General features: G+C 64.2%; 17 protein-coding genes. 15 read left to right on the top strand and 2 right to left on the bottom strand.

Going from position 1 to position 14,490, the window contains the following annotated elements; all coding sequences use genetic code 11:
* Positions 1-7: 7 nt before the first annotated feature.
* From AC1MBU_RS12015 to AC1MBU_RS12005, 3 genes are all read left to right on the top strand, one after another.
* A complete protein-coding gene (locus tag AC1MBU_RS12015; protein ID WP_479787265.1) occupies positions 8-304 on the top strand; it encodes a DUF3039 domain-containing protein in 297 nt (98 codons plus the stop codon).
* Positions 305-367: 63 nt separating this feature from the next.
* Positions 368-1,816, top strand: coding sequence for an MFS transporter (locus tag AC1MBU_RS12010; RefSeq protein WP_479787264.1), 1,449 nt, complete (start codon positions 368-370; stop codon positions 1,814-1,816).
* Positions 1,813-3,591 (top strand): DEAD/DEAH box helicase, encoded by a 1,779-nt coding sequence (locus AC1MBU_RS12005; protein WP_277358594.1) that lies wholly within the window; start codon positions 1,813-1,815, stop codon positions 3,589-3,591. The genes AC1MBU_RS12010 and AC1MBU_RS12005 overlap by 4 nt, the downstream gene beginning before the upstream one ends.
* A 77-nt stretch (positions 3,592-3,668) precedes the next feature.
* Here the strand turns inward: AC1MBU_RS12005 and AC1MBU_RS12000 are convergent, their stop codons facing one another.
* Together AC1MBU_RS12000 and AC1MBU_RS11995 are read right to left on the bottom strand one after the other, a co-directional pair.
* A complete protein-coding gene (locus tag AC1MBU_RS12000) occupies positions 3,669-4,292 on the bottom strand; it encodes a nicotinamidase (RefSeq protein WP_277358593.1) in 624 nt (207 codons plus the stop codon).
* Positions 4,289-5,554 carry a nicotinate phosphoribosyltransferase gene (locus tag AC1MBU_RS11995; protein WP_479789774.1) on the bottom strand — a complete coding sequence of 422 codons (1,266 nt, stop codon included), beginning with the start codon at positions 5,552-5,554 and terminating at the stop codon, positions 4,289-4,291. Before AC1MBU_RS11995 ends, AC1MBU_RS12000 begins: the two co-directional genes overlap by 4 nt.
* 151 nt (positions 5,555-5,705) lie before the next feature.
* Here AC1MBU_RS11995 and clpS point away from each other — a divergent pair, with 151 nt between their 5' ends.
* From clpS to AC1MBU_RS11935, 12 genes are all read left to right on the top strand, one after another.
* On the top strand, positions 5,706-6,011 hold the full coding sequence (gene clpS, locus AC1MBU_RS11990; protein WP_204531134.1) for an ATP-dependent Clp protease adapter ClpS: 306 nt from the start codon (positions 5,706-5,708) through the stop codon (positions 6,009-6,011).
* Between the two features lie 9 nt (positions 6,012-6,020).
* On the top strand, positions 6,021-6,587 hold the full coding sequence (locus AC1MBU_RS11985; protein WP_056548123.1) for a DUF2017 domain-containing protein: 567 nt from the start codon (positions 6,021-6,023) through the stop codon (positions 6,585-6,587).
* A gap of 105 nt (positions 6,588-6,692) precedes the next feature.
* Positions 6,693-7,649 (top strand): glutamate racemase, encoded by a 957-nt coding sequence (gene murI / locus AC1MBU_RS11980; RefSeq protein WP_346028121.1) that lies wholly within the window; start codon positions 6,693-6,695, stop codon positions 7,647-7,649.
* On the top strand, positions 7,646-8,437 hold the full coding sequence (locus tag AC1MBU_RS11975) for an MBL fold metallo-hydrolase (RefSeq protein ID WP_479787263.1): 792 nt from the start codon (positions 7,646-7,648) through the stop codon (positions 8,435-8,437). The genes murI and AC1MBU_RS11975 overlap by 4 nt, the downstream gene beginning before the upstream one ends.
* A gap of 57 nt (positions 8,438-8,494) precedes the next feature.
* Positions 8,495-9,292: a ribonuclease PH gene (gene rph, locus AC1MBU_RS11970; protein WP_479787262.1), complete on the top strand. Its 798-nt coding sequence runs from the start codon at positions 8,495-8,497 to the stop codon at positions 9,290-9,292.
* Positions 9,285-9,917 (top strand): RdgB/HAM1 family non-canonical purine NTP pyrophosphatase, encoded by a 633-nt coding sequence (gene rdgB / locus AC1MBU_RS11965; protein ID WP_277358588.1) that lies wholly within the window; start codon positions 9,285-9,287, stop codon positions 9,915-9,917. Before rph ends, rdgB begins: the two co-directional genes overlap by 8 nt.
* Positions 9,918-10,003: 86 nt before the next feature.
* Positions 10,004-10,663 (top strand): DedA family protein, encoded by a 660-nt coding sequence (locus AC1MBU_RS11960; protein ID WP_277358587.1) that lies wholly within the window; start codon positions 10,004-10,006, stop codon positions 10,661-10,663.
* On the top strand, positions 10,660-11,310 hold the full coding sequence (locus tag AC1MBU_RS11955; RefSeq protein ID WP_479787261.1) for a GNAT family N-acetyltransferase: 651 nt from the start codon (positions 10,660-10,662) through the stop codon (positions 11,308-11,310). The genes AC1MBU_RS11960 and AC1MBU_RS11955 overlap by 4 nt, the downstream gene beginning before the upstream one ends.
* A 117-nt stretch (positions 11,311-11,427) precedes the next feature.
* Positions 11,428-11,805, top strand: a complete 378-nt coding sequence (locus tag AC1MBU_RS11950; RefSeq protein WP_479789773.1) for a GntR family transcriptional regulator — start codon at positions 11,428-11,430, stop codon at positions 11,803-11,805.
* Positions 11,802-12,722 (top strand): ABC transporter ATP-binding protein, encoded by a 921-nt coding sequence (locus AC1MBU_RS11945; protein WP_277358584.1) that lies wholly within the window; start codon positions 11,802-11,804, stop codon positions 12,720-12,722. Before AC1MBU_RS11950 ends, AC1MBU_RS11945 begins: the two co-directional genes overlap by 4 nt.
* Positions 12,719-13,408: a hypothetical protein gene (locus AC1MBU_RS11940; protein ID WP_277358583.1), complete on the top strand. Its 690-nt coding sequence runs from the start codon at positions 12,719-12,721 to the stop codon at positions 13,406-13,408. The genes AC1MBU_RS11945 and AC1MBU_RS11940 overlap by 4 nt, the downstream gene beginning before the upstream one ends.
* A gap of 84 nt (positions 13,409-13,492) precedes the next feature.
* Positions 13,493-14,482 (top strand): 3'-5' exonuclease, encoded by a 990-nt coding sequence (locus AC1MBU_RS11935; protein WP_277358582.1) that lies wholly within the window; start codon positions 13,493-13,495, stop codon positions 14,480-14,482.
* Positions 14,483-14,490: the final 8 nt, after the last annotated feature.

The following is a 14,490-nucleotide window of genomic DNA, read 5'->3' as shown; positions in this document are numbered from 1 at the left end:
TGGAAGAATGAGTATGCCTGCAGACCCGTTTGACGACAGCCCGCACGGAGCGCCGGGGGACTCCGGCACGTCCACAGCCACAATCGAACGCGAAGAACTGCTTGAAGAAGTTGAGCCCGGCGATCGTGAACGGTTCGCCCACTACGTACGCAAAGAGAAAATCATGGAATCCGCTCTCTCCGGCGAACCCGTGATTGCACTGTGCGGCAAGGTCTGGACCCCGGGCAGGGATCCTGAGAAGTTCCCGGTGTGCCCCGAATGCAAGGAAATTTATAACTCGATGCGGCCAGGGGACAAGTCCTAGCCACCTTTCCCATCCGTCCGCCGGGCATATCCCGGCGGACGTTCGCATGCTCGTGAGGAATCCATGTCACACCCTCAGGCTCTGCGCAGCGGGGCGATGTCGGCATCACTGCGGCCCCTGACAATCGGGGTCATCGCCATCATCACTTGTGCCGCTTTCGAGGCCATGGCGGTGGTGACGGCGATGCCCTCCGTCGCAGCGGAACTGAACGGCGTATCCAGTTACGGACTCGCGTTCTCCATGTATCTGACCGCCTCGCTGCTCGGCAGCGTCCTGGGCGGGATCTGGTGCGACCGGCGTGGACCCCGCCCTGCACTTGCCGTCGGCATGGGCCTCATGATCGCCGGTCTGGCGGTGTCCGGGAGCGCGCCGGCATTCTGGATCATGACTGCCGGACGCGCAGTGTCGGGCCTTGGCGGCGGCTTCATGATCGTTGCCGTCTACGTGATCATTGCCAAGGCTTATCCGCAGCGGATGCAGCCGGTGGTCTTCGGCTGGCTTGCGGCGGCGTGGGTCGTCCCTTCGCTGATCGGACCGTACGTTGCCGGTGTCCTCGCAGAGCAGGCGAGCTGGCGTTGGGTCTTCCTTGGTGTGGCGCCTGTCATCGTTGCAGCATTCCTCCTGGTCTGGCCGCGGACAGAACGGCTCAAAGTGGCAGGTTCGCCGGAGCCGCTGGACAGGGCTGCACGCAGGAATGCGGGAACTGGATTACTGCTGGCGGGCGGCGTTTTTGCGGCGCAGTTCGCACTGACCAAAATCGCCTCTGACGGATTCGCCGATCCTGTTGCTGCCTGGCTCCTGGTGATGTTGGGCGTCGCGGGGCTGGCGGCCGCGGCCGTTTCCTTCCCCCGCTTGCTGCCGGCCGGCACGGTCCGGCTGGCACCGGGTCTTCCGAGCGTCATCGCAACCCGCGGGCTGATGACCGTCGCCTTCTTCGGCGCGGAGGCGTTTGTTCCACTGATGTTGGTCTCCGCTCAAGGCCTCAGCGCCTCCACCGCGGGTCTGGCGTTGAGCGCTGCGGCGATCGGCTGGAGCGCGGGCTCCTTCGTGCAGGCCAAGGTGAGTTTCCGCCGTCAATGGCTGCTCGTGATCGGTGCCTCGCTGCTGTCCGTGTGTATCGGCGGCCTTGCGCTGGCCGTAGCTGCCGAGGTGCCCTTCTGGGTGCTCGTTTTGGTGTGGAGCGCTGCCGGCTTTGCCATGGGACTTACGTTGTCCAGCACATCGGTGCTTGTCCTGAAGCTCTCTGCACCGCACGAGCAGGGCCGCAACTCGGCGGCTCTGCAGCTCTCCGACCAGCTTGGCGGAGTAGTCGGAACAGCCGGCGCAGGCGGCCTTTTCGCGCTCCTGAGGGACCCGGAAGCGCCGGGCCAGATACCGGTGTTTGTTGCAATCTGGCTGGCTCTGTGCGTGTTCGCGGTAGTCGGTATAGTGGCCGGGTTGAGGGCTGCGCGAGGTGAATCGGAGCACCTCCCAGCAACAACCCACACAGGAAAGGTGCCGTCCCAAGAGTGAGCAATAACGCACTGTTCGGCGCCGGTCCGGCACTTCCGCCCGCGTACCCGGAACGCGCTGCCTGGGGCACTGCACCCAAGTTGCGGCAGTGGCAGGAAGAGGCGCTCGCAAAGTACTTCGCCAACTCACCACAGGATTTCCTTGCTGTGGCTACTCCCGGAGCCGGTAAAACCACGTTCGCGCTCCGGGTGGCTACCGAGTTGGTGGAACGGCGCATCGTAAACCGAATCGTCGTTGTTGCTCCCACCGACCACCTCAAGCGCCAATGGTCTGACGCCGCCGCCAAGGTTGGCCTGTCGATCGACCCGAACTTCCGCAACGCTGACGGCCGGCACGGCGAGGGCTTCATCGGCGTCGCCGTGACCTACGCCCAGGTCGCAAGCAAGCCCATGTTGCACCGGGCCAAGACCGAAGCGGCGAAGACGCTGGTCATCCTCGATGAGATTCATCACGGCGGCGACGCACTGTCATGGGGTGACGGTATCCGCGAGGCATTTGAGCCGGCAACGCGTCGGCTCGCCCTCACGGGAACCCCGTTCCGTTCAGACACAGCGGCCATCCCGTTTGTTGAGTACGCCGAAGACGCCGACGGCATCCGCCGTTCACGGTCGGACTACACGTATGGGTACGGTGACGCGCTGCGGGACCACGTAGTCCGTCCGGTGATCTTTATGGCCTACTCCGGACAGATGCGCTGGCGGACCAGCGCGGGAGAAGAAATGGCCGCTTCCCTGGGTGAGGCGGCCGTCACCAAGGACATCACGGCCCAGGCCTGGCGGACGGCCCTCAATCCCAACGGCGAGTGGATCCCTGCAGTGCTGGCGGCGGCCGACCGACGCCTCACAGAGGTCCGCCGCGCTGTTCCTGACGCGGGCGGCCTGGTGATCGCCACCGATCACGATGATGCACGCGCCTACGCCGGGCAGTTGAAGAAGATCACGGGCGAATCCCCCACGGTTATTCTGTCCGATGATGCCAAGGCGTCCGGAAAGATCGAAGACTTCTCTGCCGGTGAGACGCGCTGGATGGTCGCTGTCCGCATGGTGTCCGAAGGCGTGGACGTTCCGCGCTTGGCCGTGGGTGTGTATGCCACCTCCACGGCGACGCCCCTGTTTTTCGCCCAGGCAGTCGGCCGGTATGTCCGTGCCCGACGGCGCGGGGAGACCGCGTCGGTTTTCCTGCCGTCAGTGCCCAACCTCATGGCGCTGGCAAATCAGCTCGAAGTAGAGCGGGATCACGCACTGGACCGTCCGGACAACAACGAGGACGGCTTCGCGCCGGAGGAAGCGCTGATGGAGGCTGCCAACCGTGAGGAGAAAGCCTCCGGTGAGCTGACCAAGCAGAAGTTCGAAGCCCTCGAATCCCAGGCTTCGTTTGACCGGGTGCTGTTCGACGGCGGAGAGTTCGGCACCGGCGGCGAGATGGGCAGCGAGGAGGAACTGGACTTCCTCGGCATCCCGGGCCTGCTCGATGCGGATCAGGTGGGCGTCCTGCTGCGGCAGCGCCAGCAGGAGCAGCAATCACGACGACGGCGCCCCGTTGCCGCGCACGAGCCCGCGGTCCCCGAGGTGATGGACCACCGCCAGCTCACAGAGCTGCGCGGTCAGCTCGCCAAGAATGTCTCGGCGTGGTCCGCTCGTTCCGGAATGCCCCACGGGGTGGTGCACTCGGAACTCCGCAAGGCGTGCGGAGGCCCGGCCGTGGCGCAGGCAAACGAGGAACAGCTGCAGCGGCGGCTCAAGAAGCTGCAGGACTGGTTCATCGGCCGCACGTGAGACGCGCACTGACCGAAGCACACTGACCGACGTACACTGACCGACGTGCACTGACCCAAGCGCACTGACCGGTTGTATCACTCGAGAAGCTCGACCCCGGCGTCCTCAAGCTCCGCAAGAACCTCACTGAGGCGCTCGGCGTGGACAGGCCGTGTGTAATCCACGAGGAGGCGCGTGGTGTACCCCGCCACGACAGCGTCGAGCGCTGTGGCCCGTACACAGTAGTCCGCGGCCAGACCGGCGACCGCCACTTCGTCCACCTCGTTCTCGCGCAGCCAGTCGTCCAGTGAGACGGCTTCATCCGCCGCGGCCGGGACGGCTGCATCCATCTTCCGCTCGCCGGTAGGTACCTGGTCTTCCGGTGCCAGGACGCCTTCGAACCCCGAGTACGCCGCCTCGTACTGACCCTTGCGGAAGACGGCGTCAAGGCTCTCGGTGTCCAGATCTGGATGGAACTGTGCGCCCGGCTGGTCCGCAACGCAGTGCACAGGCCATGAGTCCACGAAGTCAGGCTGGTCGGAGAAGTGCGAACCAGGATCGATATGCCAGTCCTGGGTGGCAACGATGTAGTCGTAGTGGAAACCTTGTGCGTCGATGTAATCACTGAGTGCCTGGGCCACGCCCGCACCGCCCTCTACGGCCAGCGAGCCGCCCTCACAGAAATCGTTCTGTACGTCGACGATGATCAGTGCGCGTGTCATGTGGACTCCTCGTATTCGGTCGGAATGGCAGGCTCACCGCGCTGCAGTCGCATCACGGAGCCGGGCAGCTCCGCCATGGACTGGCGGTGGCGTTCGACGGCGCGCTGCACGCCCTCCGGTCCTGTCCACCCGGGGAGCACCTCGCCGTCTGCCACGAACTGGTGCAGCAGCGTGCGGTCATTGCCGTCGTCGTAAGGGTGGCTGCCGATGCCAAGGACTTCGGCGACCGCCCTGCCGGACTCATTGAGGCGTCGCAGCGCATACTTGCGGCCGCCTACTGACGTTTTGTTCTTGGCCGCCTTCGCCACGGAGACGAAAGCGCCGTCGTCGTCGGTCCGGCTGACCAGCTTGTACACCATGCCGGCGGTCGGTGCGCCCGAGCCGGTGACGAGGGACGTGCCCACACCGTAGCTGTCTACGGGAGCGGAGGCGAGCAGCCCGATCGCGTACTCATCAAGGTCCGATGTCACCACAATGCGCGTCTGGTGGTTCCCCAGGTCATCGAGCAGCTGCCGCACCCAGCGGGCCTGCTCCACGAGATCACCGGAATCCAGGCGCACTGCGCCCAGGTCCGGCCCACCGGCGGCGACGGCGTTACGGACGCCCTGTTCGACGTCGTACGTGTCGACGAGGAGTGACGTGCCCTTTCCGAGGGCAGCCACCTGTGCCGCGAAGGCCTCAGGCTCCGAATCGTGTAGCAGCGTGAAGGAGTGCGCTGCGGTACCGACAGTGCGCAGGCCGTAACGGCGTCCCGCCTCGAGATTGGAGGTGGTGGCGAAACCACCGATGATGGCTGCGCGGGCGGCTGCCACCGCGGACTCCTCCTGCGTGCGCCGCGAACCCATCTCAATGCACGGGCGGGACCCGGCTGCTCCGGTCATACGGGATGCGGCGGAGGCGATGGCGCTGTCATGGTTGAGTACCGAGAGCAGATAGGTCTCGAGGATGCAGGCCTCAGCAAACGTGCCCTCCACAATGAGGATGGGGGAGGAGGGGAAGTATGCCTCGCCCTCGGCGTACCCCCAAATGTTTCCGGTGAAGCGGAAGTCGGCCAGCCAGGCCAATGTAGTGTCATCGACGACTCCGGCAGCGCGGAGAGCGTCCAGTTGCTCCTGCCCGAAGCGAAAGTGCGCCAGGCCCTCCAACAGGCGCCCGGTTCCTGCCACGACACCGTAGCGGCGGCCCTCGGGCAGCCGCCGGGTGAAGACTTCAAAGACCGATCTGCGATGCGCGGCCCCCGAGTGGAGGGAGGCCTGCAGCATTGTCAGCTCGTAGTGGTCCGTGTAGAGCGCGGAATTGGGGTGCTGCCAGGTTCGATGTGGGCTCACAGGAAAACTCTAGCCCCGTTCGCGCTCCGGGTGGCTCGAAGAGCGCAGCGCAGGCAGAACCATGCGCCAATCTACAATGGAGACCATGAGTGTTGGCGTAATTCCCGAAACCCACCAGCTTGAGGAGACGGAAGAAGATCTGGCAGCCGGCACCGCCGTTCCGTGGGTGGTCATCGTGTGGAATGACCCGGTGAACCTGATGAGCTACGTGACCTACGTATTCCAGACCTACTTTGGTTACAGCGAGGCGAAAGCGCGGACCCTCATGCTGGAAGTCCACGAACAGGGCAGATCGGTTGTCTCCACCGGTTCGCGCGAACAGGCGGAGCGTGACACGGTGGCAATGCATTCGTACGGCCTGTGGGCTACTTTCCAGACAGCGGACGCGTAGGGAGCAGCAGTGGCCAGGGCATTTCGCAAAACGCGGCGCGGTATCGCCGGTGAATTCGAACCGGGGGAGCTGCGGCTGCTCCGGCGCCTGTTCGCGGACGTCGTGCAGTTGCTCGAGACCGAGAAACGGGAGGACGAGGATCCGCTGGCGGCGCTGATCGGCCTCGACCTCGAGGCGGTGAAGCCCGAGGACAGCGCGGTGATCCGTCTGCTGCCGGACGCAGTAAGGAACGACGACGACGGCGCGCTGGAATTCCGTCGCCTCACCGAACGCTCGCTACGGGAGGAGAAGGTCAGTGCGCTGCGCGGGGCGGCGCTGCTGCTCGAGAACCCGCAGATGGTTCTGAATCCCGACCAGTCGCAGGTGCTGGCCCGTGCCCTCAATGATGTCCGGCTGGTGCTGGCGGACCGCCTGGAGATCAAGACAGACGAGGATGCAGCCCGGCTGCACGGGATCGCCGACCTTGAGGATGCCGAGGATCTTGAGTCCTACCTTGCCCTGGTCTACAACTTCGTCACGTGGGTGCAGGAGGGGCTGATGCAGGCTCTTCTGTCATCGGCAGGGCCCTCCGATTGACCGTCCTGGTGAAGGCTTCCGCCTGGAAACCGGAGCTGCGCTGTGATTAAGGACACGCCTTCCTGCTTAGCCAACTCCGGCGGTGCATCCTATCCTCAAAGGATCATGAGTTCTGACCCCGCCGACTCCGAGGCTGCCGAACTGGCCGCTCTGAGGTCCACCGAAGCCCCCATCGGCATCTTCGACTCAGGCGTCGGAGGCCTCACGGTGGCCCGGGCCGTCATCGATCAGCTGCCCCACGAATCGGTGCTTTATGTCGGAGACACCGCGCACGCACCGTACGGTCCGCTTCCCATTGCGCAGGTAAGGGCCTACGCACTCGGTGTCATGGACGAACTGGTGGATTCGGGCGTCAAACTGCTCGTCATCGCCTGCAACTCAGCGTCCGCTGCCGTTCTGCGTGATGCGCGTGAGCGCTACACCGCCCGGTACGGAATTCCCGTCATCGAAGTGATCCAGCCGGCAGTCCGCCGCGCAGTCGCCTCGACGAGGACCGGACGGATCGGCGTCATCGGAACCAGCGCAACCGTTGGATCCCGCGCCTATGAGGACACCTTCGCCGCGGCTCCCCACCTCGATATCTTTTCCGCCGCGTGCCCGGCGTTCGTCGACTATGTGGAAGCGGGCGTCACGGCCGGCTCGGACGTCCTCGAGACGGCCGCCCGCTACCTTCGTCCGCTGCAGGATGCCGACGTCGACACCCTGGTTCTTGGCTGCACCCACTATCCGCTTCTGACAGGCGTGATTTCCTACGTCATGGGTGACTCGGTGACCCTCGTCTCCAGCGCGGAGGAAACCGCCAAGGACGTCTACCGCGCGCTTGTGTCCCACAATCTCCTGCGCACCGGATCCGGGCAGCCGCGGCACCACTTCGTGGCTACGGGCAACGCAGCCCGCTTCGAGGAACTGGCGCGGCGCTTCCTTGGACCGGAAGTCTTGAGCGTGGAACATGTCGACCATGTGTCCGCGCAGTATCCGACAGGAAGCATGGCTCGGATCACGCCGGAAATGATTTCCACGGCCCGGGCGGACGCTGGCGCTGCCGGGAACCGCCGTCCATGAAGCTCACCATCGTCGGGTGCAGCGGATCGTTCCCCGGACCTCACTCGCCTGCCTCCTGTTACCTCGTGACGGTGCAGGAGGAGGGCAAGACCTGGCGGATCCTGCTCGACCTCGGCAACGGATCCATCGGCGCACTCCAGCGCTATATGGACCTGCGGGATATTGACGCTGTCCTGCTGACCCATCTCCATCCGGACCATTGCATGGACCTGTGCGGTCTGCATGTGGCAGTGCACTGGGACCCGGCAGGCTGGAACCAGCCGCGGATTCCCGTGTGGGGTCCCGCCGGAACCGCAGACCGGATGGCCACCGCCTACGGGCTGGACCTGGATCCGGGGATGCACGATGACTTCGACTTCCGCGCCTGGTCGCCGCGCACTCCCGTGCAGGTTGGTCCCTTCACCATTACTCCCTACCCCGTCCTGCACCCGGTGGACGAGGCGTACGCCCTTCGCATCGAGGTTACGGATCCGGAAGCTCCGGGCGGCAAGCGGGTCCTCACCTACTCGGGGGATACAGACGCATGTGACGGTTTGGTCGAGGCCGCCGCCGACTCAGGGATTTTCCTGTGCGAAGCAGCCTTCCACGAGGGCAGGGACGATGCCATCCGTGGCGTCCACCTCACTGGGAAACGCGCCGGGGAGGTCGCATCCGCTGCCTCATCGCGGCGGCTGCTGCTGACACACCTACCGGTGTGGAACGATGCCGTGCTCACCATGGAAGAGGCACGCAGCAGTTATCCGGGGGATGTCGCCGTTGCGGTTGCCGGGGTCTCGTACCTGGTCTGACCGTTTGCGTGCGGGCGTGAATAGCCCGCACCGAACCGGCTCTGGCAGACTGGAACCATGACTTCCCCCTCTTCTTCCGAGCCTGACTCTGCGCCTGTATCGACTTCCGAAAGCAACGGTGTCCGTGCGGATGGACGGACACCTGACCAGCTGAGGCCCATCAGCATCACGCGGGGCTGGTCCAACCAGGCCGAAGGGTCCGCGCTGATTGAATTCGGGAACACACGGGTGCTGTGTACTGCGTCGTTGACCACCGGAGTTCCGCGGTGGCTCAAGGGGGAGGGCAAGGGCTGGGTTACGGCCGAATATGCAATGCTTCCCCGGGCGACCAACACCCGCTCCGACCGCGAGTCCGTCAAGGGCCGCATTGGCGGGAGGACCCACGAGATCTCCCGCCTGATCGGACGCTCCCTCCGCTCGATCATTGATACGCGGGCCCTTGGGGAGAACACCATTGTTCTTGACTGCGACGTACTGCAGGCCGACGGCGGCACCCGCACGGCCGCTATCACCGGCGCCTACGTGGCGCTCGCGGAGGCAATCCGCTACGCCAAGGAACACAAGATGATCCCGCAGTCCTCCCGCCCGCTGACGGACACCGTGGCGGCCGTGAGCGTCGGCATCATCGACGGTGTGCCGATGCTTGACCTGCCCTATGTCGAAGATGTGCGCGCAGAGACAGACATGAACGTCGTGGTCACGGGAAGCGGAAGCTTCGTCGAGGTTCAGGGCACAGCCGAGAGTGCACCCTTTGACCGGGCGGAACTGGATGCGCTGCTTGATCTCGCACTGCTGGGCACGTCCCAGCTTGCCCAGATGCAGCGCGAGACACTGGGGGAGTCCGCCGGTGTCTGAACATCCTGTCGCTGCGCCGCGACTGGTCCTCGCAACGCGAAACGCGGGCAAGCTGCGTGAACTGCGCTCGCTGCTGCGCGGAAAGGTACCGGGGCTCGACGTCGATACCCAGGTGATTGACGCTGTCACCGCCGGCGCACCCGATGTGGTGGAAAGCGGCACAACCTTCGAGGAGAACGCTCTGCTCAAAGCACGTGCGGTTGCAGAGGCAACAGGCATCCTTGCGATCGCTGACGACTCCGGTCTGGCAGTCGACGTACTCGGCGGTGCTCCCGGCATCTTTTCGGCACGGTGGGCCGGCCGCCACGGCGATGACTCCGCAAACCTGAACCTCCTGCTCAGCCAGCTAGCCGACATTCCGGAGGGCCGGCGGCAGGCGCGGTTCGTCTGCGCGGCGGCTCTTGCACTACCCGGCGGCACCGACGTCGTGAGGCGTGGTGAACTGGAAGGAACGCTTCTGAGTGAGCCGCGGGGCGAGGGCGGCTTCGGATACGACCCCGCGCTTCAGCCCCTGGGAATGAACCGCAGTTGCGCCGAGCTGGCACCGGAGGAGAAGAATGCTATCAGCCATCGGGGGCAGGCGTTCGAGGCGCTGTTGCCGTCGATCGTCGAACTCCTGGGCTGACTGGCCGTTCAAAGGCAGCGGCCCGGTTGCCGCTTTCAGTGTGGGCGGCCTGATAGGGCAGACTTAACCGGGTTATGAGAACAATCATGAGTTACCTGCCCCTGCAGACCGGGAATGAATCCACACTCGGAGGTGTCGCTGACTGGGCGGTAACCATGATGGAGACGATCGGTGCACCCGGTGCGGGCCTGGCGATCGCCCTCGAGAATCTTTTCCCCCCGCTTCCCAGCGAGGTCATCCTCCCGCTTGCAGGTTTCACGGCCAGCAGGGGAGATTTCACCCTGTTCGAAGCACTCTTCTGGACCACCGCCGGCTCGGTGGTGGGTGCCTACCTGCTCTACCTGCTGGGAGTACTGCTCGGCCGGGACCGGATGAGGACTCTGGTGTCCAAGGTCCCCCTGGTCGATCTTGAGGATGTTGACAGCGTTGAGGCGTGGTTCGACCGCCACGGCTACAAGGCCGTTTTTTTCGGTCGGATGGTGCCGATTTTCCGCAGCCTGGTCTCCATTCCTGCCGGTATCGAACGCATGCCGGTGTGGAAGTTCCTTGGCCTGACCCTCGCGGGAAGCCTGATCTGGAACACCATCTTCGTGTTATCCGGCTACTACCTGGGTGAAAACTGGCATTTGGTGGAGCAGTATGCGGGCATCTTTCAGAAACTGGTGATTGCCGCCGTCGTGCTGGTGGTTGCCTTCTTCATTGTCAGCAAGGTACGGAAGGTGCGTCGCAAGCGCGAAGCCTCATGACCCGGCTGAGTGACGTGTGGCCGCTCTTCGGTCTGGAACTCCGGACGCCGCGGCTGTCGCTCACGCCGGTTCGGGACGAGCAGTTGCCGGAGCTGATCGATGCCGTGCTGGATGGAATCCATGACCCGGCGAAGATGCCGTTCGGTGTGCCGTGGACGGACGCGCCGCGGGACGTGTTGATCCGCGAGACCGTCAGGCACCAGTGGCGCCAGCGCTGCTCTGTTGAGCCGGGTTCCTGGACAATCAATTTCGCCGTGAGCTTTGAGGGCCGGGTGGTGGGAATGCAGGATGTCTCCGCCCGTGATTTCCCGCTTCTGCGCACCGTTCACAGCGGGTCCTGGCTCACGCAGCCTGTTCAGGGCAGGGGCCTCGGCAAGGAGATGCGCGCCGCAATACTCCTGTTCGCGTTCGATCACCTCGGTGCCGTCGCGGCGCTCTCGGAGGCAGCTGAGTGGAACAACTCCTCGCTCGGAGTTTCGCGCAGCCTCGGCTATAGAGCGAACGGTGTGTCGGAGATTGTTTCCCGGCCCGGTGAGGTGACGCGGCAGGAGCATCTTCGGCTGGAGGCAGCCGCGTTGGTCCGACCGGAGTGGACCCTCCGCGTGGATGGGATCGAGCCGGTCCTGCCCCTTCTCGCCGCAGGTTAGCCGCGCCCGCAGCACCTTAGCCATTGACAGCACCGTTTTTGGTTATATGGTTAGTTACATGAGTAATGAACCAGCTAAGCGCGTCGATCGCGCAGCCCCTGGTCCTGGAGCGCCATGCTGATCGACAACGGACGGCCGATCTTTCTCCAGATCGCTGAACGTATCGAGAGCGACATCATCTCCGGAACCCTGGCCGAGGAATCCCAGGTTCCGTCAACCAATGAGTTTGCGGCTTTCTACCGCATCAATCCGGCCACGGCGGCAAAGGGCGTCAACCGCCTGGTCGATGACGGGATTCTCTACAAGCAACGAGGAATCGGCATGTTCGTTTCAACCGGAGCCCGGACGGTGCTGATCCAGCGTCGGCGGGAGCAGTTCTTTGACCAGTACGTCCAGCCGCTTTCCAGGGAAGCCCGCAAGCTCGGCATTGAACCGGACGAACTTGCAGACATGATCAGGCAGGGCGAACACGCCCTGCAGGGGGGAGCGCAGTGAAAACCATCATCGAGGTCACCGACCTCACGAAGAAGTACCGGAAATCGGAGGCCCTGCGCGGGATCAACCTCGCGTTGGAGCCTGGCCGCATCTACGGGCTCCTCGGCCGTAATGGTGCCGGTAAGACCACCCTCATGTCGATCCTTACCGCCCAGGGTTTCGCATCATCCGGGGAAGTACGGGTTTTCGGCGAGCATCCCTACGAGAACGAGCGCGTCCTCAACCGCATCTGCTTCATCCGCGAATCCCAGAAGTACCCGGACTCCTTCACCGCGGAGCACGCCTTCAAATCCGCCGCGCTCTTCTTCGCAAACTGGAGCCAGGAACTTGCGGATCGCTTGGTTACGGATTTCCAGCTTCCGCTGCGCCGCAACATCAAGAAGCTGTCCCGAGGCCAGCTCTCAGCAGTAGGAGTAATCATCGGGCTGGCCTCCCGCGCGGAGCTCACGTTCTTTGATGAGCCCTACCTGGGACTCGACGCGGTTGCACGCCAGCTCTTCTACGACCGCCTGGTCGAGGACTACTCGCGGCACCCGCGCACAGTGGTCCTGTCGTCTCACCTGATCGACGAAGTAGCGAACCTGCTGGAGCACGTGATCGTGATCGATCAGGGGAGGATCATCATGGATGATGACGCCGAAACCATCCGCGGATCAGCATTCACGGTAGTGGGCTCGGCCGAGAAGGTTCGCACCTTCCTCGGCGGCCGCGAGGTGGTCCACGCAGACAATTTCGCTTCACTGGCGTCGGTAACGGCACTCGGCACGCTGAACGAGTCCGAAACCCGGGAAGCTGCTGAACTCGGCCTTGAGCTCGCGCCCGTTTCCCTGCAGCAACTCATTGTCCGCAGAACCATGTCCGCATCACCGGCAAGTTCCGGGGCCGCGGACCGGCCCCTCTCGGAGGTAGCACGATGAACCGCGTCGTCAAAGTCATGCGGATGCAACTGGCCAACCGCTGGATCTTCATCGGGATACCCCTGATCATCCTCGCCGCATCCTTTCTGCTGACCCTGATCATCTGGTCGTTCATTCCGAACGACGGCGGGGTGCGCATCTCAGGCGGATCCCAGGCTGTCATGTGGTACTTCTTCGCCCTGGGCATCCAGTCCCTGACGCTCACCTTCCCGTTCTCCCAGGGACTGAGCATCACCCGGCGCACCTTCTTTCTCGGCACCCTGTCCCTCTTCTCGCTGATAGCGCTTATCACCGCCGTGACCTACTGGTTGCTGGGACTGGTGGAGCAGGGGACCGGTGGCTGGGGAGTGGGCGGAAGCTTCTTCGCCCTCGACTGGATTGCGGACGGCCCCTGGTATCAACCAATAGCCTTCTACTTCGCCGTGATGATGGCTCTCTTCCTGATCGGGTTCTGGTCAGCCACAATTTACAAGCGCTGGCAGGCAACGGGATTGCTGATCGCCGGAATCAGTGTGGCTCTTGCGCTGGTGGGAACCCTGTACCTGATCGGCTCACGCAGCGCCTGGCCCGAGGTCGGAGCCTTCCTTGGTTCGCAGACGCAGCTAACAGTTGCCGGCTGGCTCGCCGTTCTGGCCCTTGCCCTTGCCGGCGGTTCGTTCCTCACCCTGCGTCGGGCAGAGCCTTAGTCGGTTCCGCCGTGAAGTGGAACCGGCCCCGCCACGCGGACTCGGTTCCACTGCCTACGCTTCTCCACCGGATACCGTGAGCGGGTGGGAATTGAGTTCACGGCCATCGACTTCGAGACTGCCAACGGGTTTCGCGGATCGCCCTGCGCCGTAGGGCTCACGAAGGTCCGCAATGGCCGAATCGTCGAGGAAGCGCAGTGGCTGATGCGCCCGCCGGCAGGCCACGACCACTTCGACTCCCGCAACGTCGCCATCCACGGGATCACCGCCGACATGGTGGCGCACCAGCCGACTTTCGGTGAGCTGTTCCCGGAGATCGGTGCCTTCATTGGAAGCGATGTCGTAGTGGCCCACAACGCTGCCTTCGACATGGGCGTTATCCGTTCGGCGCTTGAAGTGTCCAACCTGGCCGGTCCTGCTTACGACTACGCTTGCACGGTTCTGCTCTCGCGCCGCAGCTACTTCCTTGTCTCCTACTCGCTGCCTTACGTGGCGGAAGCTGCCGGAGTGCCGTTGGTGAACCACCATGACGCTGTTGAGGATGCCCGCGCCTGCGCAGGAATTCTGGTGGACATCGCGCGTCGCGCCGAAGCGGCGACGCTCGAGGAGCTTGTATCCGGGCACCGGCTGAAGCTGTCCCGTCTTGAAGCCTACGAGCCAGGAATTTCCGAGCTTTCGAAGGCGACCCGTACGGCGCTGGAACGGGGGCCCGCCACCGGCTGGGCAGGTTGGCCGGACGAAGGACTGAACCCGGACCCGAACCCGGCTGCGGATCCCACACACCCGTTGTACGGGCAGACTGTTGTCTTCACCGGCGACCTCGGGATTCCGCGGCCGCAGGCAAAGCAGCGGGCCGCTGTGCTCGGAGCGCAACCGGCAAGCGCCGTGACCCGCAAGACCACAGTGCTGGTGGTGGGGAACGGTTTCGTTGCCGCAGATCTGCGCAGTGGTCGGGTAACGGGCAAGGCACGACGCGTGATGGAGCTTCACGGCCGGGGCCAGAACATTGAAGTGCTCTCGGAAGCAGAGTTCCTGCAGATGACCGAGGGACGCTGGCCCGTCACGAGCCAGTAGAGCCTTTC

This window comes from Arthrobacter sp. PTI12 (assembly GCF_056679915.1).
The sequence above is the reverse complement of the archived record's forward strand: the minus strand, read 5'-3'. Positions and strand labels throughout refer to the sequence as shown.

Coding starts and splice junctions, on each gene's coding strand:
- AC1MBU_RS12015 (WP_479787265.1), top strand. CDS start 8: ATGAGTATGCCTGCAGACCCGTTTGACGACAGCCCGCACGGAGCGCCG.
- AC1MBU_RS12010 (WP_479787264.1), top strand. CDS start 368: ATGTCACACCCTCAGGCTCTGCGCAGCGGGGCGATGTCGGCATCACTG.
- AC1MBU_RS12000 (WP_277358593.1), bottom strand. CDS start 4,292: ATGACACGCGCACTGATCATCGTCGACGTACAGAACGATTTCTGTGAG.
- AC1MBU_RS11995 (WP_479789774.1), bottom strand. CDS start 5,554: ATGCTGCAGGCCTCCCTCCACTCGGGGGCCGCGCATCGCAGATCGGTC.
- clpS (WP_204531134.1), top strand. CDS start 5,706: ATGAGTGTTGGCGTAATTCCCGAAACCCACCAGCTTGAGGAGACGGAA.
- murI (WP_346028121.1), top strand. CDS start 6,693: ATGAGTTCTGACCCCGCCGACTCCGAGGCTGCCGAACTGGCCGCTCTG.
- AC1MBU_RS11975 (WP_479787263.1), top strand. CDS start 7,646: ATGAAGCTCACCATCGTCGGGTGCAGCGGATCGTTCCCCGGACCTCAC.
- rph (WP_479787262.1), top strand. CDS start 8,495: ATGACTTCCCCCTCTTCTTCCGAGCCTGACTCTGCGCCTGTATCGACT.
- AC1MBU_RS11960 (WP_277358587.1), top strand. CDS start 10,004: ATGAGTTACCTGCCCCTGCAGACCGGGAATGAATCCACACTCGGAGGT.
- AC1MBU_RS11955 (WP_479787261.1), top strand. CDS start 10,660: ATGACCCGGCTGAGTGACGTGTGGCCGCTCTTCGGTCTGGAACTCCGG.
- AC1MBU_RS11940 (WP_277358583.1), top strand. CDS start 12,719: ATGAACCGCGTCGTCAAAGTCATGCGGATGCAACTGGCCAACCGCTGG.